We start from the raw sequence: 22,031 nt of genomic DNA, 5'->3' as shown, positions 1-22,031 counted from the left end.
CCCGGTGAAACAAGCGATGTGAATAGCTGACAACATACCGTGCTCATAAGGCACGGTTTGTCTTTTTCTGAGCAAAGTGAAACAATCCAGTGGCAGGACAGATCCCGCGACAGTTTATCGATGATTTGCTGGCTCGAACCGATATCGTCGAGCTGATTGATCAACGAGTTCCGTTGAAGAAAAAAGGCCGGAATCATTCCGCCTGCTGCCCATTCCATAACGAAAAAACCCCCTCTTTTACAGTCAGCCAGGATAAGCAGTTCTATCACTGTTTTGGCTGTGGTGCGCATGGCAATGCCATTACGTTCTTGATGGAGTACGAACAACTGGAGTTTGTTGAAGCCATTGAAGAACTCGCCGCACAGCATCATATAGAAGTACCCCGTGAAGGCGGAGGACCAGCGCGGCCAACAGGTCAGGCTGACGATTATCAGCTGATGCAAAAAGCCACCGAGTTATGGCAACGCCAATTGCAGCAAGGCCCAAGCAGTGAGTTGGCCCAGAGTTATTTGCAAAAACGTGGCTTAACGCAAAGTACCATCGAGCGCTTTGCCATTGGGGTTGCCCCCGATAGTTGGGACTTTATCCTGAAGCAGCTCGGCCAAAGCGGGACAAAAGCCCGGGATCAATTGTTTGAACTGAAGTTAACCAATCGCAATGAGCAAGGCCGGGAGTACGATTTTTTCCGTAACCGCCTGATGTTCCCTATTCGTGACCGCCGCGGCCGGGTGATCGCCTTTGGTGGCCGGGTGTTTAGCGATGGTACGCCTAAGTATCTGAACTCGCCTGAAACACGCTTGTTTCACAAAGGCCGTGAGCTCTATGGTTTGTATGAAGCTCGCCAGCAACAAGACCGGTTAGAGCAAGTGCTGGTGGTTGAGGGTTATATGGATGTCGTGGCGCTCGCAGAGTATGGTATCCATTTTGCCGTTGCCAGCTTAGGCACTGCCACCACCTCAGAGCACATGCAAACCCTATTTCGTTATTGTCGCCAGGTGGTCTGTTGTTACGATGGCGATCGGGCTGGCCGAGATGCGGCCTGGCGCGCCTTGCAAAATGCCTTGCCACAACTCAAAGATGGGGTTGAACTGAATTTTGTGTTTCTTCCCGATGGCGAAGATCCCGATACACTGGTACAAAAAGAAGGCAAAGATGCGTTTTTACAGCGTATTCAACAAGCCACCTCGCTGCAGCATTATTTTTTTGAGCATCTAATGCAGGAACATGACCCCAGCTCCGATGCTGGTAAGTCGGCTTTACTGGCCAAAGGCAAAGAGTTGATTGCGCAAATACCCAGTGATTTTTATCGCGAACAACTGGAAGATAAGCTCTACAGCTTGGTTGGCAAACAAAGTGATCGCGGCCAAAGCGCTACCGCCACACGCAGTAGCGCCCGCTATTCAGTACCTAAAACCCAAAGCATGACGCCGATGCGTCGAGCCATTGCACTCTTGCTGCAATACCCGCGGCTTGCCACCACTATCCCACAAGCCGCTGAACTGGCAGGGACGAATTTGCCGGGTATAACACTGTTGCTGAATTTACAACAGCACATTCTGAACAACCCGCAGATACGTACCGCGCAGCTGCTGGAATATTGGCGGGATAGCAAAGAGTATTCGATACTAAACAAACTTGCGATGTGGGATCCACAACTGGACCCCGAGCAAGTTGAGCAGGAGTTTATCGACTCCTTTGGCTCCATCGAAGATCATTATTTACAGCAACGGCTGGAAGCATTAGAACGCACCGCCAAGTTGCAAAAGCTCAGCCCGGACGAGCAACAAGAGTATTTATTGCTGTTAAAAGCATTAAAAAGCAGAAAACCGCGATCAGCAACCAGCTAATTGCTGGCTAGAAATGCCGCAGTTTGTTATAATTGCCAGTTCGCAATTCGTTTATTAATTAACTTGAGTGGAAGCATAGCCTCTATGGAGCAAAGTCCTCAGTCGCAACTCAAACTCCTGATCTTGAAAGGTAAAGAGCAAGGGTATCTTACCTTTGCGGAAGTCAATGACCACCTTCCACAAGACATTATCGACTCGGAGCAGATCGAAGATATTATACGTATGATCAATGACATGGGTATTCAGGTGTTTGAATCTGCACCTGATGCTGATGACTTGATCATGGCCGATGCCGCCGCTGATGACGATGCTGCTGAAGAAGCAGCACAAGCATTGGTAAGCGTGGACAAAGAGCTGGGACGCACCACCGATCCAGTTCGGATGTACATGCGGGAAATGGGCACGGTAGAACTACTCACCCGCGATGGCGAAATTGAAATCGCCAAACGTATTGAAGATGGCATCAATCAGGTACAAACTTCTGTTGCAGAGTACCCTGAAGCCATCACTTATTTGCTTGATTTATGGGACAAATACGAAGCAGATCAAATGCGGCTTAGCGACATTGTCACTGCCTTTGTCGACCCGAATGAAGTGGATGAAGCTCCGGTTATCGCCACCAACATCGGTTCTGAAGTGCCTGAAAGTGCATCAGATGATGATAATGATGATGATGACGATGATGATGACGCTGAAGAAGCGGATACCGGGCCAGATCCAGAAGTAGCCCGCATTAAGTTTGGCGAGCTGCAACAACAGTATGAAGTAACCCGTCACTCCATTGTCAACAATGGCCGTGAACACGAGATCACCAAAGAAGAAATTCTTAAGCTGAGTGAAGTATTCCGCTGTTTCCGTCTGGTTCCCAAGCAGTTTGATCGCTTGGTCAAGAACATGCGTGAAATGATGGATCGGGTTCGTGTGCAAGAACGTTTGCTGATGAAGCATAGCGTTGAACACGCCAAAATGCCAAAAAAAGCCTTTGTGAAAGCCTTTACTGGCAATGAGACATCCGTGGCTTGGATCGATGCAGAAATAGCAGGTTCGAAGCCGTACGCTGCAAAGTTGGCTGATTTCCAGGATGATCTTTACCGCTGCATTGAGAAACTGAAAAAGGTTGAAGAAGAAACCGGCCTCAGCATCTCAAAAATTAAAGACATCAACCGCCGCATGTCGATTGGTGAAGCCAAGGCGCGCCGTGCCAAGAAAGAGATGGTCGAAGCCAACTTGCGTTTGGTTATTTCCATCGCGAAAAAGTACACCAATCGTGGCTTGCAATTCTTGGATCTGATCCAGGAAGGTAACATCGGCTTGATGAAAGCAGTGGATAAATTCGAATATCGCCGTGGCTATAAGTTCTCTACTTATGCGACCTGGTGGATCCGACAAGCCATTACCCGTTCAATTGCCGATCAGGCTCGCACCATTCGTATTCCGGTGCATATGATTGAAACCATCAACAAGCTGAACCGTATTTCACGGCAAATGCTGCAAGAGATGGGCCGCGAACCGACGCCAGAAGAGTTGTCCGAACGCATGTTGATGCCAGAAGACAAAATCCGTAAGGTGTTGAAAATCGCCAAAGAGCCTATTTCGATGGAAACCCCCATCGGTGATGATGAAGATTCGCATCTGGGTGACTTTATCGAAGATGTCGGCGGTGAATCACCACTCGACTCTGCCACCATGGAAAGCCTGAAAAACGCCACCAACGAAGTACTGGCAGGCTTAACGGCCCGTGAAGCCAAAGTACTGCGGATGCGGTTTGGTATTGATATGAATACCGACCACACACTGGAAGAGGTAGGCAAACAGTTTGACGTGACCCGAGAGCGGATCCGGCAAATTGAAGCCAAGGCGCTACGAAAGCTGCGCCATCCTTCCCGCTCCGAAGTGCTGAAAAGCTTCCTCGACGAGTAAAATTGCAAGGCGCCTTAATCGGCGCCTTTCATTTTTGCAGAAAAAATAATCAGTTGATGGCAATCAACTGCGAAAGCCAGATGACAACAGCAATAAAACTTTCTATACTGCAAGCCGTTTTTTGTTGAGATGAGCGAGGCCGTGGATGGCCGAGCTGAGTGAAGATCATCATGGATGTGAATACACATAGTATAAAAGTTTCTATTAGCGTGGCCCCTTAGCTTAGGTGAAGCGCGGTCACCGGCAGGTGATGAGAAGTGATTTAACATCACTTCGAAAGCAATGAACGCGAGGCCGTGGATGGCCGAGCTGAGTGAAGATCATCAGGGATGTGAATACACATAGTATAAAAGTTTCTATTAGCGTGGCCCCTTAGCTCAGTTGGTTAGAGCACACGACTCATAATCGTTAGGTCCCCAGTTCGAGTCTGGGAGGGGCCACCATTCAATTCCCTACCACCTGCTCAGCCCACTGCTCCAATCGCTCTAACATCGACTCTGCATAAATCCCCTGATACAAGCCACGCATAGTGCCATCCAGATAGCTCTGAGCAAGCGCTTGCTGCCAGATTGCGACCTGTTCACTGGAGATATCCCGGGAAAAAGCCAGATACAACTCCACCTCACGGATGGGCTGTAACTTAACCAAATCTGTTTGGTTGCTAGCCTGAAGTTGCTGTTGCCTTTCTGTCACGGCCGCATCATGCAATACAATCAGATCGACCCGCTCCAAAATAAGCATCTGAAAACAATCGCCATGCGACAGCGTCAGGACCAGGTTTCGTCCCTCTTCAAAGCCATATTGCTGCAGACGACTAACATGAAGAGAACTGCGATACTCGCAAGCAATTAAGTTTGGGTTCAACCTTACATTCTTGTCATGATGCTCAAATCGGTCTGCCCGGCCATACAGGGATGTCTGAACATATTTCAATGGGCCAACCCATTGAAATAGCTTTTCTCGTTCGGTGGTGCGGGCAGTTTCAAACAGCGCAATGGAGGGATGGGTATTGGCGATTTCAAAAGCCCGGGCCCAAGGCAGCAATTCAATGGAGCCTGACTGCCCCACACGCTGCTTAAGTTGTTGGATTAGCTCAACGGTAACACCAGCCACCTGCCCACTCTGATCGAGATACTGGCCGGGTGGACTGTGCTCGGTCAGAAACAGTAGTTCAGGATGCTCCCCCGAATACCCAGCCGCCGACTGTATCATCAGCATGCTGCCAAACCACAGCACAGCTACGCTCCATGCGTTCATAAAACCGCCTACGACTAAACAATATCCACCTTTAAGTATAATACAAATCACAACTTGTCACGAGAACGCGTCTATCTTTGCTGAATTAGCCCATTGCATGGTCATTGCACAGTTATTTCTTTATGATGCTCTGCATGCTCACAGCCTATTGAACGATCTGCCAAGGAACCATCATGAGAATCATTGCAAAAAGTCTGGTGAAAGGTCTCGCCATTATTCTGCCACTCATCATTACCATTGAAATCGTGCGTTGGCTGCTCACAGCCGTCGAAGCAAGTTTGGCACCTGTCCTTGAGTTGGTCTTACCGGGCGAGTTTTATCTGCCGGGAATGGCGATTGTGGCCTTTTTATTGCTGTGTACTGTGATCGGCTTTAGTTCACGCTGGCGGAGCTTTGGTTGGCTGTGGGGCCTGCCTGGTCGAGTCTTGATGAAACTACCAGGCACCAAGCAGGTGTATGGCATTATTCAGGACATGATGGACGTGATGTCCGGCAAAAACTTTTCCGATGGCTCTGTAGTCATGGTGAAACTTCCTGGCACGGAAATCGAGTTGATTGGTATTATCACCAAAAAAGGCGGTATTGAAGGCGACCGGATGTCGTCCCTGATGGATGAAGAGCAGCTTGCGGTGTTTATTCCAATGGCTTACAACGTGGGTGGTTATACCATCATCGTACCGGTAAGCTGCACTACCAACATCGATATGAAACCAGCCGAAGCCTTACAGCTGGTGTTAAGTGGTGGGTTGGGTTCATCGAAAATATCCACTAAACCTTAACAGCACTGCCTCTAATTCAAAAAACGTTGGCGAATGACACCACTGACAGCCGTTAGCGGCACGATGATGCTAAGTTCATAAGCCTCACCAAAGTCGTTATCCAGTGCGGCATCATCAAACCAAACGCCATTGCCTACACTTAAGTACGACTGCAAAACAGGCGGCAAGCGACAACCGAATCGTTTTAGCAGCTGCTGTAAGTGTTTCACTCTGGCAGCTGGTTCTTGTGCCATCAATGATGCAGTGTCTAGCTGACCACTTGATCTAAAGGCTAGTCCGGTTTTTGCCAGCATCATCGACTCTGGTGGAGCATACAACTGCTGACAAAACTGCACCATGGCATCGATCGCGTCTTGGCCAAGACTTTGATACAACGAGACATTGCCAAAAAAATAGCGCAGTTGCGGATGCAGACGAGCTAAAGCACCAAGCCCAGCCCAGAGCGCAAAAAAACCCAGCGATCTGGCTTTGGCCTCGGTATTGACCACCGAACGCCCAAGCTCGATGCCGTAAAGCACTACCTGCTGATAAAAAGCCGTACTGTAATCAAACAACTGACTGGTGCGTAAAATAGCGACGCCATGCCTGGCCGCCAGCCAACCCAGCTGATAGCGGTACAGGGCCACAAGCTCAGAGCGCTTTGGATCCCAGACAATCAATTGAAAATACGCGGCATCACCATAGTCGAGCACATCGAGATCGCGCTCAAGATTACGCCCGGCCCCAGCACCGCGAAACACGTGTTCGCGTATACGGCCAATCTCTAGCAAAGTGGATGGGATCTGAGCGGCCTGAGCACTGAAAACCTGCAAGCCTCGCACCTCAGCAATTGGGCTAAGGGCTGCCAACTCTTGTTGAATTGCATCAGTTGGCTCGGCGGCTGCAACTGGGTTTAACTGTGTCATCGGGCTCCTCCTGATACACTCGGGGTAATTGGTAACATCGGTGTTTTAACCAGCTAATACGCTGTCGATCCGTATCAGCTAATGCCGTTAACTCCACCGGGTGCATGGGTACATCCACATAAAGCGTGGGCTGTTTTGTCGCCGGTTTCAGCATTTCCCGCACCAACAACAGCATCTCCAGATTGCTGGTAATCCCAAACCTACGTCGTAATCGTGCCAGTAAGTAAAACCATCGTGAATTGCGGCTTTGTAGGTGCAAAACTGTCATGCTTCGCTGTTCGCGGCGTGCCAGCGTCACGGCTAACTTCGCCCAAGGTCCATCATCCAGCCCCACGTTAGGCTCTACCCGTGCCGTACGGCCCGCCGGGAAAATCAGCAAAGGTGCATCACTGGCAAAAGCAGTCTGTACAACTGGAAGTGATGCCCGGGCATTGCCAAACACCGATACCGGCACAATGCGATCCGTCAATTGATGCACTTCCATCAAGACTTCGTTGGCAATGACTTTTAAATCTGGATAGCGCTTTTGCAACAGACTGATCAACACTAAGCCATCAATGCCACCTGTTGGATGATTGCAAACAAAAACGGGCCGGCTGGCTGACGCTGGCCAGCGACAGGCGACAACACGTGGTTGCAAACCAAGCCGCTGTATGGCGATGTCGCAAAAGCGTTCGGCCGGTTGTTGATTCAGCCATTGTAGGCCTTGGTTTAATGGTTTTTCTGCCAATAACCAACGCAGCAGCGACCATTGCCAGCGTCTTAAGCGGTGGCTAACGGCCGGACTAAAGCGCTGCATAAGGCCACGTACATCAAGCTGGGAATCGAAGCGATCTTCCGCTTGCTCCAACCTTGGCAGCAGCTTCAGCTCCAAACTGCGATCAGGTGTGGCTTGGTGCATAGTTGGGTGTCCATCCCAATACTCCATACAGATACTATCGGGTTTGAGTTGAAGTCGGGTAATACTGACGGTTTGCACTTGCTGCCGCTGCATGGCAATCCCCATAGAAGCATGCAAGGGTTTGGCTTGCTGATGCAATAGAAGCTGGTTCTCAGCCGATGGTTCAACTGCCATCATCCGTTGCCAATAACGCGCCCGAAGTTCCGGTATGAGCATCGGCCAACGACTCGAACTAGACAGTGGCGAATGGGGTGCGCATTGTTGACGTAGTGTCTGTCCATCCCAGTGCCAGAGCAACGGTTCTTGTAGCCCAACAAACACCAGCAACCGAAAAGGCGCGTAGCAAAGTAAAGACTCAGGCTGTAATATCACATCCAGCTCTTGCCACTCCGGGCTATGAGCCAGAGTGCGTAGCAAGTGACCTCGACTGCGCCGTATGGCTTCAGTCGGCTGATAGGTGGATACGTAGTCATTAAGCAGGCAGAACACCATGCCACGGTCGTTGGCCGCCAGCCAACTGCCTTCGCCTTCAGGATCTATCGGCATGATGGCCTCAACACCAGCTTGCTGATAATGCTCAGGCCAAACTGCCACCACTCTGCTTTTGCGTTCATCCCGGTTGAACAAGATCTGCATCCGATCTTGCTGAAGGCACCAACTTACCGTGCACATCGTCGATGATACTCCTGAGTCGAACTATGTATGCCAGCCGCTTGCGGCAAGGAGTAACCGCATGCATCAAGCAATGCATGGATCAAGGCCAGATGATGAACACAATGACTGGCAACAAAATCCAGCTCCCGGTGCAAACTGCTGTAGGTCTCACCCTCGGCAAATTGATAGTGCAGCTGATACTCTAAATCGGTATGCTCTAAACACTGCAACCAAGTTTCCAGCCGTTCAATCCATTGCAGTGCGATGGCAGGGTCAGTTTGAGCCCCTTCATCCCTTAATCGCAGGCGGTAGTCCAATCGTCCACTCTCCGTTGCCAACCATAACTGTTGATAATGATCCAGCACATGCCGGACATGCTTACCAACAGATGGCTGACCAGGCCATGCTTTTTTTTGCTGATAATGCTCTTTGGTGACTTGTCTCAGGATACTTTTCAGAAGATCAAGCTGCCTTCTATTCTGTTCAATAATTTGCATGCATTGTCTGTCCATGAGTTATAGGTTACAACTACGCGCAATGATCGTAGACTAACCACTACTACCATAGTTTTATTTCATGCAGACAACAATGACCAAAACACCGGCCCCATCCATTGAAACACCAGAACCGCTGGAACAGCTATTATCTCAACTGGCTTTTGGCTCTGAACTGCATTTTGAGTCCGGATTTTGTGGTCACTGGAATATGCTGGCTAACAAGTCGAGCAAAGCGGCCCTGCATGTGGTGACGCAAGGCCGGGTTTGGATGGCAATTCCGGGCCGACTGCATCAGCAAGTGCAATTGGAAGCCGGCGATGCCATTTTTTTCAGCCACAGTTTCCGGCATTGGCTTAGTGACGAGCCGGTCAACGAACACTCCAGCGAAGTCGACTTAGTCAATGTCTGCGTACCCGATCACATAGAGCAAGGCTTAGTCTGCTACGATATTGCGGTCGAATCACCACTCACCGCCAATCTGTTTCAGGTGATGCCGGACTACATTCACCTGCCTGCCAACCAACAATCCGGCCGGTTAAGCCCGTTAATCCAGCTGATCCGGCAGGAAGCCCAGGCCCGCCAACCCGGCTATCAGGCCGCTATCAGCCGCTTAAGTGATGTGGTGGTGCTGCACTTGTTGCGCCAGGTGCTCAGTGACGACAGCATGCAGCAAGGCCTGCTGGCAGCGCTAAAAGATCCGGCGCTACGCCGGGTGGTACTGGCTATTATGGACCAACCAGCCGCTGATTGGTCGGTCGACAACATGGCTGCCTTGGCCTTTTTATCCAAAAGCGCCTTTGCCGAGCGCTGCCACAAAGTGATGTCGATGACAGCAAAATCACTACTGGATGAGTTACGGCTGCAACGTTGCCGCTACTTGTTGATCCATAGTGAACAGAGCCTTGAGATGATCGCTGAACAAGTGGGTTATCAATCAGCCACTGCCTTTATTCGTTTTTTTAAACAACACGAGACCTTGTCACCTGGTGAGTTTAGAGCTCTACATAACTAGAGCATAGTGATGTTACCGGTGTTTTGGTTGATTCAGCCGATGCATTGGCTGATGTGCTCGCCACCCTCGTTGCATAGACTGTTTGCGAACATTCAATCAATGAGGTTTTATTATGAAAATCATCACCACTGTATCTCTCGCAGTTATGACTATAGCCGCCGCTGCATTTTTTTTCTTTACACCGGCCAATGCTTCTACGGAGCATCTGGAAAAACACAAGCAGCCTTTTAGCGAAGCCGTATTTCGTCAAGCTCAGGCTGATAATCAATTGGTACTTATTGATGTCTACGCCACCTGGTGCCCAACCTGCAAGCGTCAGCATAGGGTGTTAAATGATTACTTTGCCAAGTATCCAGACAGCGATATTCTGGTGCTGGAAGTCGACTTTGACGAACAAAAAGACTGGGTCACTTACTTTAAAGCACCACGTCAATCAACATTGGCACTGTATCGTGGCGAAGAGCAGCTGTGGTTTAGTGTCGCTCAAACCCGCGAGAGAACTATTTTTGCTGAGCTGCAAAAACACGATTCAGCGGCTGAATAATTGTTATGGAGTTCACGGCAATTCCACTGGCTCTGTTAGCAGGCGTGCTTAGCCTGCTTTCACCCTGCGTACTTCCGATGATCCCGGCAGTAACCGCTTCAGCGATGAGAGCTTCCAAAACCGGTGTCTGGTTTTTGGCCGCTGGCTTGGCACTTACTTTTGCTCTTGGCGGGTCTTTATTAACTTACTTGCTGCTCAGCGCGGGCTTGTCTCCCGATATCATGCGAACTGTGGCGGCTGTGTTTATGCTACTGATGGGCTTAGTGTTGGTAGTCGGCTGGCTCAATCAGCAGTTCACCATGCTGCTATCTCGCCTCACCAGCCGGGTACCTGCTGGTGGTCAGGTTGCTGAATCATCCGATAGCCCCGCCTTCCAGTTTGTGATTGGTGGTTCGTTAGGGCTGGTGTGGTTGCCTTGTGTTGGCCCCACGCTCGGAGCCGCCATTGCGCTGGCATCCACTGGCCAGAACATGCTGATGTCGTTTTCCGTGATGCTGGCCTTTGGCCTTGGTACTGCGCTGCCTTTAGTGGGCATCGGCTATGCCGCAGGCGCGAAACTCAGCACCCTTCGCACCTCAGGTAAAGTTGGCAGACTGCTGCTCGGCTATGCGTTATTGCTGATCGCACTGATGATTTTTACCGGTTTTGATAAAGTGATGGAAACCTGGGCCATAGAGTACTTGCCAGACTGGGTTACACTGATTTAATCACTTCGGGCCGGCATATCATCCGCTTTTGCCGGCTTTTTTTATGCAGCATCACCACCATACTCACTATAGATGGGCAAAAAAAACCTGTTCATCCTGTACCATTTACTTGTTAAACTGCCAACGCACTCAATGCGCAAGGATGTCGCTGAACCAAAACGAGGTTTCATTGCATTTACTTGTGCTTGCCCCACTTTTTTTACTTGCCTTAGCCAGCTGGTTCTACCCTGAACTTGCTCTGTTTGATGCTCTGCCCTTTCCGCTGACCGCCTATTTAGTGCTGGCTTTTGTCGCTTCATTAGCACTACTAATGCGCCAAACCGACTGGCTCTACTGGCTGGCATTTCTAACAGGTCACTACTGGGTGGTGCAAGCTGGGCTGCAACAACCTTTGACACAACCTGACGTCGCTGCACTGTATTTTTTCTTGCCTCTGTTTTCAGTCACTTATTTATGGCTACTGGCGATACTACCTCGACCTCCTTTATGGACCAAAGCTGGCATCTTGTTATTGCTGATCACTTTGCTTGCTCCCGGTCTGTTACTGCTGCTTCCTTTGGCAGCATGGACATCATCCTGGCCTGATTATCATCAGCTGTTACTGCCTCTCAGCCAAAGCTCACCGTTGATGTGGGGACAATTGGGTTATATTACCTTCATTAGTTGTCTTTGGTTGGCGGTTCTTAGTTACCGTCAATTTAAAAGCCATACGCTGGCTCAGTTTGCTGTGCTGCTGGCGTTGCTGCTGTTTAATATTGGCTTTATGCAGCCTGACATGTCCGGTTGGGCGACAATCGCCGCCAGTACCACCTTACTGTTGTCTTTAGCCATGCATATGCTGCAATTGGCTTACATTGATGAGCTGACTCAGCTGCCGCAACGACGTGCTTTGCTGGCTCATCTGAACCGCCTGGGTAAGAAAAGTGCCGTCACCATGCTGGATGTCGATCACTTCAAAAAGTTTAATGATACCTATGGCCACGATGTCGGCGATCAAGTGTTGCGTTTATTAGGTGCTATTCTAGCCAAGCAACCCGGTATGACAGCCTATCGCTATGGTGGTGAAGAATTTACATTGGTGTTTCATCACGCCAACCCAAAACGATTGCAAGAGCAGCTGGAGCAAGTCCGCCAGCAGGTAGCAGATTATCCGCTTGTAGTGCGGCAAGCCGAGCGGCCAAAAGATACACAGCAAGGCAAGCAACAGCGTGGTCAGGCGGGGAAAACCAAAACGGTACAAATCACCATTAGCTTAGGCTGTGCCATTCGATTGAAAGGAGAGAAACCCGAACTGCTGCTAAAGCGAGCCGATCAGGCGTTGTATAAAGCGAAAAAGAAAGGTCGTAATTGCGTGGTTATTGCCAGTTAATGTGCTCAAAGTGCGATGGCAATGGCTGTAAAAGTTGAAGAGTACGCACCCTTTCCGGTAAAGAAAACCATGGATTTTCCAGTATCAGTACCTGTCGATGTTGTTGCTCAAGCCACTGAAGCGTCTTACCAAACTCTTGTTCAAACAATTGGTCAAATATCCCATTATCCAACACACGCTGAAGCCCCTGCTCTAAAGCGAATGTCAGCTCTTTATCTTCTTTTGCCACAAAAAAATACTGAACTGCGGGGTAATACAGCAGCACATCCGGAGCTACAAATAACGATGAAGCCACTGTCTGCAACTCATCCTCAAACTCAAGCACCGAACGAGGCATCGCATCGACCCGCCCGGCGCTGACCATGGCAAATAGTGAGCTGAACTCTGCTGTCGTTTCTACCCGTAAACCATTGTGTTGCAGTATTTGTGTATCGGGCCAATCGTGCCCTTGAACAAACCGAAACTGCTGTTTATTACGCTGTTGAAGTTGCAGCGGCTCTGGCTGCCGAACCAACAAAACCCGCCAGCCAATCAATCCTTTATCAATTGGAACCGGCACAGCGTGCAAGATTTCTTCACGCTCAGGCGATGTCATGCTCCAAGAGACATCCACCTCGTTACCACGGCCAATTTCACGCAGCGCCCTGCCTTGCACCATAAACTCTTTTGTTGATTGCACCTCAAATGAACCATCGGCATGCTCAAGTGCAGCTTTTAACAAACGAACGTAGTAATTATTATCTGGGTCTTGCTGGGCATGTGGTAACGCATATACCACGGTTCGAATGGATTCAGCAGTTGCATGAGTACAAAAAAACACCGGGAAAAGACAACTAACAATGCGTAGCCAGCTCATACGTTCAACCTGGTACAAGGATCCATACCTAACCTTAGCCGAAGTCATGTTCTGAAGCAAAAGGCTTTATCGATGCTTGTATTGAGTCGGGCAGTACGCCCGTGTGATATCTGGTGAACGTAAGCGAGCATGCTTAGTCACACGACCAGTGACTCGTTTACGCCAGCAGCGAAAAGATGCAGCGGTTAATTCTCGTCGCATTAAGCGAATCACGGCAGGCTCATTCAGGTCATACAACGCAGCAATAGCTTCAAATGGCGTTCGGTCTTCCCAAGCCATTTCAATAACACGCGATACATCACTCTCGCTCAGAAATCTAGCTTTCATCTAAAAGTATCCATATGCAAAACCTTGTATACGCCTATGCTTTCATCTTGGTTTTCAACCTTACCGTGAAGATAAACCTGAATAAGCTTTGTAAATAAAGCTACAAATTGGCTGGGAACACGCAGCAGAAAAGGCAGCCATGACACTCCAAATAAAAACAAAAAAACAACAATTGAAAATAGATTGATGCTTATGTATTATTTCGTCATATTCATTTGAGGGAGCAAAGAATGAAAGTGTTTAATCTTGTTAGTAAGCCGATTGAGCTGGTTGTTGGTGTATTTTCATCCAAGCGGGCGGCCAACGCTATTTATAATAACCTCTATCCATCACTAGTCTTCATTATTCAAACAAAAGGACGACATTCAGCTGAAGCCCGCGGTCTTTTTGAAGTTCTAAAAGGCATTGCTCCGACGGGAGCCAAGCGAAGTAACTTTAGGAAACGCTATATTGATAATTTAGAGGGATGGCGCGAGTTACCAGCTGATCCAAGTGAAATTCCATTCGGTTTTTGGCACTGACTATGGACACTAATAAGAAATCAGCATTTAAAACACTCGTTTTCTTTTTAAGTCTGCTCTACCTAACACTTTTTGTGATTTCAACTTTATCTGAGGTCGTTTCAGGTATCACGGTTTTGAGTAACTGGGATATTATTTCGTATACCGCTATTTTAGGGCTCACTGTCACTACAACCATAGGTTGTTTTAGTTATAAGCGGCATAAAGAGTTTGGTAAGGCTTTACTCTGGAAATTGCTTGCCATCCTTTGGATTTTGCTTATTTTAGGAAATGGGTGGTCCTTATTTATTGAAGATAACTATACGACAACTGAAGCAGCCATGATTTTTTTGCTAGTCATATTAATCATATTACCCATTGCCTTCGCGCTGTGGGACTACGGAAAAGTGCTAGCAAAAAAGCAAAACCTATAAAAATTACTGCCAACTCAGCGGGTTCAGCTGATAAAACTGACTTAATTGCTGGTACAGATCAGGCTGTTGTTGCTGCAGCTGCCGAGGCTGTTCAAAAAACACTTCGGTTACGACGGCAAAAAACTCTGCCGGATTAGTAGCAGCATATGGATCAACTAAGGTAGTCTCGCCTCGTGCCAACTGCTGTTGCAAATGCTGAAAAGCTCGTTGAAATACCTCACTCCAATCTTTGAGATCACTACTGGAGCCCAGTACCGGGGCACCATTGGCATAGCCTTTTTGTTGATCCAGCTGATGAGCAAACTCATGGATCACAACATTATGGCCATCGGTCGGATGAGCCGCACCTCGCAGGGAATCCTGCCAGGATAAAATCACCTTACCCTGCCCCCACGATTCTCCCAACAACACCCCGGCCTGATCACTGACAATACCGGCGCCATCTGGTTGGCGTTGCGGTACAATAAAAGCAGCGGGATACACCAAAATGGATTGCAAGCCGGGGTAGTAATCCGCTGGCCGATTCAGTAACAATAAGCAAGCTTGTGCCGCAATGGTGACCCGGATTTCATCAGTGATGACGAGGCCACCACAGCCGACAAAGTCTTTTTCATGCAAAAAAACCTGAATATGCTTCTTCAGCTTGAGCTGCAAATCGGCCGGTAACGCCCAGAAAAAAGGCAGTCGACGCTTGACAATTTTTCGCCAGGCATGTGGAAAAGGCTGAGCCATGATACGCTGTCGGCGCCAGCGCTGCAGGTAGGGCCGACCGAGGATCCAGCCGATGATCAACAGCGTAATCAATAACAACAGAACTAATGGCACGGCAGAGACTCGAAATAGACAGATTGATCTTACAATTGGGTAAAGCGGTACAAAAAACAAGGCTCATACTAGAGCCGCAACCGCTAAATGAGGTTTTCATGTTTCAACTTTTTAAACGCTTACTGGAAAACAGCGAGACACCACAAACACAGGACTGTCCGGCATTACGGCTGGTGGATGAAGCGCAATTGATGTCGGTAGTGCTGATGTTGGAAGTCGCTGCCGCCGACTTTCAAGACCCGAGCGACGAGCATGATTTGGTACTGCGATATTTACAAGACGAGTTTAAATTGAGTGCCAGTGACGCCGAAGTAGTGTTTCAACGTGCCAAAGCGTTATCAGCAGATGCGGTTTGCCTGCACCGTTTCACTTCAAAAATGACCGATTACAGCTACCCACAGCGACTCGACTTTATCGAGCAGCTATGGCGCATTGCCTATCATGATGGTGAATTGGATCCGCATGAGGAAGCGATGTTGCGGAAGGTCGCCGATTTATTGTTCATTCGACACAGTGATTTTATTCAATGCAAATTAGCCGTTCAGCCTGACAAGGCTTGAAAGCCCTTAGGATAGCTCGGCTACACCATTAGTCCTCTTTTTTATCGAGCACTTCCCCTTCGATCACCCGATGGGGTGAGGATCCTGGCTTTGTTTCATTGGCCTGCCCTTGGTATTGTTGTTGCGCTTGTTGAGCTGCCTGTTGAAATGCGCGCATCTTGCGCCGGTAACGCCATAACAATATCGGTATCAACAACCAGCTGAATACCAAAAGCACCAACATCAGCATAGCACCAAACAACAACACTATACCCATAACCAGCCAGGCTAATAATCGTTGAACAGGACCCGCTTGCTGTTGCTGCTGCCAACGCTGTTGCCAGCTGCCTGTTTGACGCCGAAAAGAAAACATCATGCTCACTACCTCTTACCCACTATGGGTTCATCATACGGCAAAAGCCCGGAACCGTCATGCCTTCTGCCAGTGTAACCAATGAAAGCTGAGCGCAGCCTGAACCTGCGACTCGTTAAAATCATGCTATAGTCAATAAACATTTTTGCTATATTTGTCTCTTTATGCTGATAAGTCCTATCCTGAGCTTGCTACTATTGAGTAGCAGCCCAATCCAGTTGGGCACCAATGTTCCGGTGACATCTCCAAATAATGCCTCACGGCAAGTACACTGCATTTTGCAGCAATTACGAATGCCTTATCAGTTGCAAACGTTGCCTTGGCTACGAGCTCGTCAAGAAGTAAGAATGCAACGGCTCGATGGCTACTTTACCGCCATTTTACTAGCCGAAATGCAGCATTATGGTGAGCTGTCCGCCCCGATGTTTCTGGAAAATTGGTATTGGTTTACCCACCCGGACAGTATTGGCAAAAGCGACGATACCATCGTATATGGGGTCATTCGCGGTAGTCATCAAGCCAATTGGTATGAATTTACAGGCATTAAGCCAGCGGTTGAAGTCAATACTCTCTCCGAGCTCATGCAGGTATTGCAGCGTCAACGTATTGATAAGGTCTTGCTTGATTTAGAAGATTTCGCCTTTGCCGCCGAACAATTAGCTATTGATGCCCGCTCCTATCGACGCGACTTTTTCCGTTACGTGCCGCTGGGTTTATTTGTTTCGTATCAGTTTTTACAACAGCATCCCGAGTTTCTTAGCCAATTTAATCAACATATCCATACCTGTGCACAAGCACCATTTGCACTTTCTCCCATTGAGCAGGAACAAATCCTTCAGTTACTGTTAACGCCAATTAAGCAACTAGCCAGCTCCACTGCGGTGATCGAAGGCGTTTTAGCGAGCAATACCAAACCAATGCCACCAACACAGCTCCACGCCAAAGATCAACAATGGATAGATGAGGTTGAGCAGATGGAACCACAGCTCGGTCGCCGCATGCTACAACAGCCCCTTTCGCAGTTTTTGCAGCAATGGCAACAGCAGCAAGCAGGGCTCGTTAATGAAATTATTGTCACCGACCAACAAGGGAAAAATGTCGCGATCAGTGCCATTACCTCAGATTATTGGCAAGGCAACGAGGCCAAGTTTCTCAACGTATTTCAGCAAGACAAAGATTATTTCCTTGATGCGGTCGTGTTTGATGCATCTACCCAACGCTTTCAAGTGCAACTGAGTCTGGCCATAGTGGATGAAGCAGGCCAGCATAGTGGCGTGCTAACGGTTGGTATTGATGTCGAACAAGCATTACGGCGCAACAACTACTAATTGCCCCAGCGTCTGAATCGCTTGCTCAACCTCCGGCTGCCAACGCACTCCAAAACTCAGTCGGAAACAGTTAGTAAACTTCTGACTGGGAGAAAACAAACTGCCCGGTGCAATACTGATCTGCTGATGCAAGGCTTGCTGGAATAAGTGATTGCAGTCCACCGTTTCGGCCAGTTCAATCCAGAGCACAGCACCGCCCTGCGGATGGCTGACTTTGGTACCCACGGGAAAGTGTTGCTGCACCAATGCCATCATTCGATCTTTATTTAATCGTAAGGCCTGGCGAAGTTTTTTCAGGTTGCGATCATAATCCCCACTGACAATAAATTCAGACATGGTCCACTGATTGAGCAACGAGGACGAAAAAGATAGCGCTCGTTTTAACCGCCATACTTCAGTGCCAAAACGCCCCGGCAGCAACCAGCCAACCCGATAACTCGGGGCCACTGTTTTGGAAAATGAGCTGCAGGTCAGTACTAAACCTTTACGGCTGAAACACTGCGCAGGTCGGCCACGCTGAACGCCAAAATAGAGCTCACCGTACACATCATCTTCTATCAATGGTATATCGCGCTGCTCTAGCAGCGTGACCAATTGCTCACGCTGCGTGTCGGGCATAAAAGATCCCATCGGATTACTGATCGACGATGAAAATACACAGGCCCGGATCGGCTGAGTTTCCAGCACATGCTGCAAATCATCCAGCCAGATGCCATCATCCGGGCAGACTGGAATTTCGACCGCCATCATGCCGAGAGTTTCAATCAACTCCAAGACTCCAAAATAGGTTGGTGACTCCACCGCAATCACATCACCAGCTTTGGCGACCGCCTGCAAAGCGATGGCTAAAGCCTCCTGACCACCGTTGGTGATGATCAGCTCATCCGGTTGCAAGGATAACCCCACATCCAGATAGCGAAATGCCAACTGACGCTTAAGCGGTGCAAACCCATCAATCGGGCCATAATGCATCACTTGGTGGCCGGCTAGCGTGGTGACACGACGCATAGTACGCAGCAATGCTTTTTCGGAGGGGTGAGCCATACTCGGTTGAGCAATACCCAATGGCAAAATACCAGGCTGGTGTACCGCCTGATAAAACTGCTCCAGTAATGTCTGCTGACGCACCGGAACTGGCTCACTGTTCAGCGGCAAACGGCCCGGCCGGCATGAGGGCTGGCTTTCGGCTTTCAGATAATACCCTGAACGATCCCGGGCTTCGATCACCCCCAATCGTTCCAGCTCTTCATAGCCCTGGCGCACCGTCGGAATGCTAACCCCAAGTTGTTGACTCAGTTGCCTGAGTGACGGCAGTCGCTCCCCAATCCGTAATACCTGTTGTTGTTGCAGTTGACGGATCAACCGAACCACTTGCTGGTACAAAAACTCGGCTTGATCACGTTGAATCACTGGATTCATCCACACCCCGTCTGTATAGGTCACATTTTTCATTTTCTGTATATGGTGAGTATACAGAAAATCGCTAGTATGCCCAGTGATCGCAGACTTTCTGTTAGGGAGCCACACATGCACACTGCTTTACTCTACCTGATCACCGTCCTGATTTGGGGCTCGACATGGTTTGCTATCGAGTTTCAGCTGGGCGACGTAGCGGTGGAAGTTTCTTTGGTCTATCGTTTTGGTCTTGCCGCGTTGTTATTATGGCTGTGGTGCTGGTGGCGCCGATTGCCAATGCGGATGCCGTTACCGCTACACCTTAGTGTCGCCCTGATGGCACTACTTAACTTTGCCTTGAATTATTACTTGCTGTATCAGGCGCAGCTCTATCTGACATCAGCCATGGCTGCCATTGCATTTTCTACCTTACTGTTGATGAACATCATCAATACCCGATTGTTTTTTGGTCAGCCCATCGCCAAGCGGATCTATGTCGGCGCCCTGCTCGGCATTGGTGGGATTGTTGTCCTGTTTGCACCAGACTTAGCGGAACGATCACTGCTCAACACAAGCTTGTTAGGTTTGATTTTGGTGCTATCGGGTACCCTCAGCGCTTCATTCGGCAATATGCTCAGTGTCCACAATTCACGTCGAGGTCTGGCTATCTTGCCAATGAATGCCTGGGGCATGCTATATGGAACCGTAGCTCTTACCGCCTTAGCACTCCTCAATGGCAAAAGCTTCAGCATCGGCAGCACACCAGAGTACCTGTGGTCGTTATTGTACTTGTCGTTGTTTGGTTCAGTCATTGCGTTTGGTTGCTACTTTGCGCTATTGAAACGAATGGGCCCGGAAAAAGCCAGTTATGTGATTGTCTTATTCCCTTTAGTAGCCGTGGTATTTAGTTCACTGTTTGAAGACTTCCAATGGCAACTAAGTACGCTCATTGGCTTCACTTTGGTGCTTACCGGCAACGCCTTAGTGTTAACCCCCTTTCATAAGTTGAAACCGCTTTGGCTCCGTTTTAAACCGCGCAAAAAACTAGCCACAGTGCCATAGCACTGCAATAAATCGTTACATAAGTTCACAAAATGAATGCTTGATCGTTTTTTGAATCTAGTTCAAAATATGCCGCCTTATCAATAGAGGTGGCTATGGGTACATCTGAACGAAAGCAGCGCGAGCGCGAAGAGCGGGAACAACTCTTTTTAGACGCGGCTGAACAGCTCATTGAACAGGAAGGCTTTATGCAACTGCAAATGGCCAAACTGGCCAAGGCCTGCGATTATGCTACCGGTACGTTATACCAGCACTTCACTTCAAAAGAAGATTTGTTGATGGCATTAATGGCCCGGCATTCAGCACTGCATCTGGAGTTGTTTGAACGCATTGAGCAGTGGCAAGCTCCATCACGCCAACGTATCTTTGCCATCTGCGTCGCCGAGCAAGACTTCAACCAGCGTCAGGCCAACTACGTCAAGTTATCGCAATACGTAATGACGGAAGCCGTATGGGAAAATGCATCTGAAACCAGACGCAGCCAACTGCTGCAATGTGGCCAGCCCATATGCCGCATTGTGAGTGGCATTGTGCAGCAAGCGATTGATGATGGTGATCTGGATCCACAAGGAGCCAGTACGATGGAGCTTGCTTACGGCACCTGGGCTTTATGTCAGGGAAGTCATACGCTGGACCATACACAGGGGTTGTTGGAAGCCTTTTCCATTCCTCGTGGCCCGATGACCATGTACCGCAACATGAATCGATTACTCAATGGCATGAGCTGGCATCCTTTATTGGATTTATCCAGCACAGAGACGTTGCAAACCCTGGTACAACAAATCGAACAACAGTTGAATATTCATTCATGAAACAAGATAGCCCTTCCAACGGCTTTCATTTAAACAGCAGGCTGCAGAGCAGCCTATCAAGGAGCAATCATGTTTAAGCGCATGAGTCTGATGTTACTCGCCGTCATCATCGTGTTTGGCGGTATCTTTGGTTACAAAGCCATTGGCAATCATTTTATGAATCAGTTTTTTGATAACATGCCGATGCCAGTGGCTAGCATTACCGCAGCAGAAGCCTATGCCGATCGCTGGGAACCTGCTATTCAAGCGGTGGGCAGCTTTGTTGCCGTACAAGGCACAGAGCTAACCGCAGAAACCAGCGGCATCGTCAATGCGATTTTGTTTGAGAATGGCAGCGCTGTTGAAAAAAATCAGATTTTAGTGCAATTGGATGACAGCATCGATCAACCCGAATTGTCCCGTCTCAAAGCTGCCGAGCAATTAGCCAAGCTGGAGCTAAACCGGACGCAACGCCTGTATCAAGACAATAGCGTTTCTGAGCTTGAATTGCGCCGTCGTGAAAGCGAGGCCGAGCAAGCCAGTGCTGCCGTTAACATTCAGCAGGCCAGAATTGCACAAAAAGTCATTCGAGCACCATTTAGCGGTATTGCCGGCATTCGTCGTGTTAATTTAGGTCAGTTGGTGTCACCGGGTTCTGCTGTGGTATCCATTGAATCACTGGACCCGATTTATCTAAACTTTACCTTGCCTGAGCAACGTTTATCGCAAATTCATCCGGGGCAAAACCTGTCCATCCAAGTGGATGCCCATCGCGATCAAACCTTTACCGGCCAAATTACCGCTATTGCGCCGGCTGTGCGCGCATCCAGCCGCAGTGTCGAAATTCAGGCCACCTTTGAAAACCCGGATCAACTACTACGACCGGGCATGTTTGCTCGAATTGATGTCCATACGGGGGAAGAGCAGGATGTCTTGCTGATCCCACAAACAGCCATGCAATTTAATACCTATGGCAATTCGGTCTTCGTGCTACGGGAAGAGGATGGCCAACTAAAAGCGTTTCAACGATTTGTGCAAACGGGCGAAAGCCGTGGTGATCTGATCCGGGTGCTTGATGGCCTCGAAGCCGGCGATCGTGTTGCCACCTCAGGCTTATTGAAATTACGCAACGGAGCAGCTGTCAAAGTGAGTGAAAATGGCAATGCGCAACCCAGTGCCGATCTCAATCCACAGCCAGAGAATCAATAA

At 48.9% G+C, this 22,031-nt stretch carries 23 protein-coding genes and 1 tRNA gene; 15 read left to right on the top strand and 9 right to left on the bottom strand.

What is annotated here, in order from left to right; translation table 11 throughout:
* Nucleotides 1–89 precede the first annotated feature (89 nt).
* From dnaG to Q3O60_RS08115, 3 genes are all read left to right on the top strand, one after another.
* Entirely contained in the window at nt 90–1,847 is a 1,758-nt protein-coding gene (gene dnaG / locus Q3O60_RS08125; protein WP_305893415.1) for a DNA primase, read from the top strand.
* A gap of 84 nt (nt 1,848–1,931) precedes the next feature.
* A complete protein-coding gene (gene rpoD / locus Q3O60_RS08120) occupies nt 1,932–3,767 on the top strand; it encodes an RNA polymerase sigma factor RpoD (RefSeq protein WP_305893414.1) in 1,836 nt (611 codons plus the stop codon).
* Nucleotides 3,768–4,133: 366 nt separating this feature from the next.
* A tRNA-Ile gene (locus Q3O60_RS08115) sits at nt 4,134–4,210 on the top strand.
* A gap of 1 nt (nt 4,211) precedes the next feature.
* On the opposite strand, the gene Q3O60_RS08110 is transcribed toward Q3O60_RS08115, so the two are convergent.
* Nucleotides 4,212–5,024 (bottom strand): substrate-binding periplasmic protein, encoded by an 813-nt coding sequence (locus Q3O60_RS08110; RefSeq protein WP_305893413.1) that lies wholly within the window; start codon nt 5,022–5,024, stop codon nt 4,212–4,214.
* Nucleotides 5,025–5,197: 173 nt separating this feature from the next.
* Here Q3O60_RS08110 and Q3O60_RS08105 point away from each other — a divergent pair, with 173 nt between their 5' ends.
* A complete protein-coding gene (locus Q3O60_RS08105; protein ID WP_305893412.1) occupies nt 5,198–5,803 on the top strand; it encodes a DUF502 domain-containing protein in 606 nt (201 codons plus the stop codon).
* A gap of 11 nt (nt 5,804–5,814) precedes the next feature.
* Here Q3O60_RS08105 and Q3O60_RS08100 read toward each other — a convergent pair whose 3' ends face one another.
* From Q3O60_RS08100 to Q3O60_RS08090, 3 genes are read right to left on the bottom strand one after another with little or no spacing between them, the layout of a single operon-like run.
* Nucleotides 5,815–6,708: a GNAT family N-acyltransferase gene (locus tag Q3O60_RS08100; RefSeq protein ID WP_305893411.1), complete on the bottom strand. Its 894-nt coding sequence runs from the start codon at nt 6,706–6,708 to the stop codon at nt 5,815–5,817.
* Nucleotides 6,668–8,281, bottom strand: a complete 1,614-nt coding sequence (locus Q3O60_RS08095) for an NRDE family protein (RefSeq protein ID WP_305893410.1) — start codon at nt 8,279–8,281, stop codon at nt 6,668–6,670. Before Q3O60_RS08095 ends, Q3O60_RS08100 begins: the two co-directional genes overlap by 41 nt.
* A complete protein-coding gene (locus tag Q3O60_RS08090; protein WP_305893409.1) occupies nt 8,269–8,775 on the bottom strand; it encodes a DinB family protein in 507 nt (168 codons plus the stop codon). The genes Q3O60_RS08095 and Q3O60_RS08090 overlap by 13 nt, the downstream gene beginning before the upstream one ends.
* Before the next feature lie 76 nt (nt 8,776–8,851).
* Here Q3O60_RS08090 and Q3O60_RS08085 point away from each other — a divergent pair, with 76 nt between their 5' ends.
* The 4 genes from Q3O60_RS08085 to Q3O60_RS08070 all read left to right on the top strand — a co-directional run bounded on the left by Q3O60_RS08085 (nt 8,852) and on the right by Q3O60_RS08070 (nt 12,392).
* Nucleotides 8,852–9,772 carry an AraC family transcriptional regulator gene (locus Q3O60_RS08085; RefSeq protein WP_305893408.1) on the top strand — a complete coding sequence of 307 codons (921 nt, stop codon included), beginning with the start codon at nt 8,852–8,854 and terminating at the stop codon, nt 9,770–9,772.
* 112 nt (nt 9,773–9,884) lie between these two features.
* Nucleotides 9,885–10,316: a thioredoxin family protein gene (locus Q3O60_RS08080; protein ID WP_305893407.1), complete on the top strand. Its 432-nt coding sequence runs from the start codon at nt 9,885–9,887 to the stop codon at nt 10,314–10,316.
* Nucleotides 10,317–10,321: 5 nt separating this feature from the next.
* On the top strand, nt 10,322–11,023 hold the full coding sequence (locus Q3O60_RS08075) for a cytochrome c biogenesis CcdA family protein (RefSeq protein WP_305893406.1): 702 nt from the start codon (nt 10,322–10,324) through the stop codon (nt 11,021–11,023).
* 142 nt (nt 11,024–11,165) lie between these two features.
* Nucleotides 11,166–12,392, top strand: a complete 1,227-nt coding sequence (locus tag Q3O60_RS08070; protein WP_305893405.1) for a GGDEF domain-containing protein — start codon at nt 11,166–11,168, stop codon at nt 12,390–12,392.
* Here Q3O60_RS08070 and Q3O60_RS08065 read toward each other — a convergent pair.
* Together Q3O60_RS08065 and Q3O60_RS08060 are read right to left on the bottom strand one after the other, a co-directional pair.
* Nucleotides 12,379–13,248 (bottom strand): transporter substrate-binding domain-containing protein, encoded by an 870-nt coding sequence (locus Q3O60_RS08065; RefSeq protein WP_305893404.1) that lies wholly within the window; start codon nt 13,246–13,248, stop codon nt 12,379–12,381. The genes Q3O60_RS08070 and Q3O60_RS08065 overlap by 14 nt on opposite strands.
* Before the next feature lie 66 nt (nt 13,249–13,314).
* The gene (locus Q3O60_RS08060; RefSeq protein WP_305893403.1) at nt 13,315–13,575 is read right to left on the bottom strand and encodes a TIGR03643 family protein; all 261 of its coding nucleotides are present in this window, start codon (nt 13,573–13,575) and stop codon (nt 13,315–13,317) included.
* 230 nt (nt 13,576–13,805) lie between these two features.
* Between Q3O60_RS08060 and Q3O60_RS08055 the strand changes: the two genes are divergently transcribed.
* The gene (locus tag Q3O60_RS08055) at nt 13,806–14,096 is read left to right on the top strand and encodes a hypothetical protein (RefSeq protein WP_305893402.1); all 291 of its coding nucleotides are present in this window, start codon (nt 13,806–13,808) and stop codon (nt 14,094–14,096) included.
* 2 nt (nt 14,097–14,098) lie between these two features.
* Complete coding sequence (locus tag Q3O60_RS08050; RefSeq protein ID WP_305893401.1) at nt 14,099–14,509, top strand: hypothetical protein; 411 nt, start codon at nt 14,099–14,101, stop codon at nt 14,507–14,509.
* A gap of 3 nt (nt 14,510–14,512) precedes the next feature.
* Here the strand turns inward: Q3O60_RS08050 and Q3O60_RS08045 are convergent, their stop codons facing one another.
* Complete coding sequence (locus Q3O60_RS08045; protein ID WP_305893400.1) at nt 14,513–15,334, bottom strand: M90 family metallopeptidase; 822 nt, start codon at nt 15,332–15,334, stop codon at nt 14,513–14,515.
* A gap of 98 nt (nt 15,335–15,432) precedes the next feature.
* Between Q3O60_RS08045 and Q3O60_RS08040 the strand changes: the two genes are divergently transcribed.
* The gene (locus Q3O60_RS08040) at nt 15,433–15,894 is read left to right on the top strand and encodes a tellurite resistance TerB family protein (protein ID WP_305893399.1); all 462 of its coding nucleotides are present in this window, start codon (nt 15,433–15,435) and stop codon (nt 15,892–15,894) included.
* Nucleotides 15,895–15,922: 28 nt separating this feature from the next.
* On the opposite strand, the gene Q3O60_RS08035 is transcribed toward Q3O60_RS08040, so the two are convergent.
* The gene (locus Q3O60_RS08035) at nt 15,923–16,249 is read right to left on the bottom strand and encodes a hypothetical protein (protein ID WP_305893398.1); all 327 of its coding nucleotides are present in this window, start codon (nt 16,247–16,249) and stop codon (nt 15,923–15,925) included.
* A gap of 161 nt (nt 16,250–16,410) precedes the next feature.
* Here Q3O60_RS08035 and Q3O60_RS08030 point away from each other — a divergent pair, with 161 nt between their 5' ends.
* The gene (locus tag Q3O60_RS08030; protein WP_305893397.1) at nt 16,411–17,574 is read left to right on the top strand and encodes a cellulose-binding family II protein; all 1,164 of its coding nucleotides are present in this window, start codon (nt 16,411–16,413) and stop codon (nt 17,572–17,574) included.
* On the opposite strand, the gene Q3O60_RS08025 is transcribed toward Q3O60_RS08030, so the two are convergent.
* Complete coding sequence (locus tag Q3O60_RS08025) at nt 17,554–18,993, bottom strand: aminotransferase-like domain-containing protein (RefSeq protein ID WP_369812650.1); 1,440 nt, start codon at nt 18,991–18,993, stop codon at nt 17,554–17,556. The two genes, Q3O60_RS08030 and Q3O60_RS08025, sit on opposite strands and share 21 nt — an antisense overlap.
* Nucleotides 18,994–19,101: 108 nt before the next feature.
* Here Q3O60_RS08025 and Q3O60_RS08020 point away from each other — a divergent pair, with 108 nt between their 5' ends.
* The 3 genes from Q3O60_RS08020 (at nt 19,102) to Q3O60_RS08010 (ending at nt 22,031) form a co-directional block, all read left to right on the top strand.
* On the top strand, nt 19,102–20,031 hold the full coding sequence (locus tag Q3O60_RS08020) for a DMT family transporter (RefSeq protein WP_305893396.1): 930 nt from the start codon (nt 19,102–19,104) through the stop codon (nt 20,029–20,031).
* A gap of 95 nt (nt 20,032–20,126) precedes the next feature.
* The gene (locus Q3O60_RS08015) at nt 20,127–20,843 is read left to right on the top strand and encodes a TetR/AcrR family transcriptional regulator (RefSeq protein ID WP_305893395.1); all 717 of its coding nucleotides are present in this window, start codon (nt 20,127–20,129) and stop codon (nt 20,841–20,843) included.
* Nucleotides 20,844–20,912: 69 nt separating this feature from the next.
* Nucleotides 20,913–22,031 (top strand): efflux RND transporter periplasmic adaptor subunit, encoded by a 1,119-nt coding sequence (locus Q3O60_RS08010; RefSeq protein WP_305893394.1) that lies wholly within the window; start codon nt 20,913–20,915, stop codon nt 22,029–22,031.

This window comes from Alkalimonas collagenimarina (assembly GCF_030717845.1).
In the GTDB taxonomy this organism is placed as follows: Bacteria; Pseudomonadota; Gammaproteobacteria; order Enterobacterales; family Alteromonadaceae; genus Alkalimonas; species Alkalimonas collagenimarina.
Note: the sequence above shows the minus strand (reverse complement) of the source record. Positions and strands in the feature narration are given on the sequence as shown.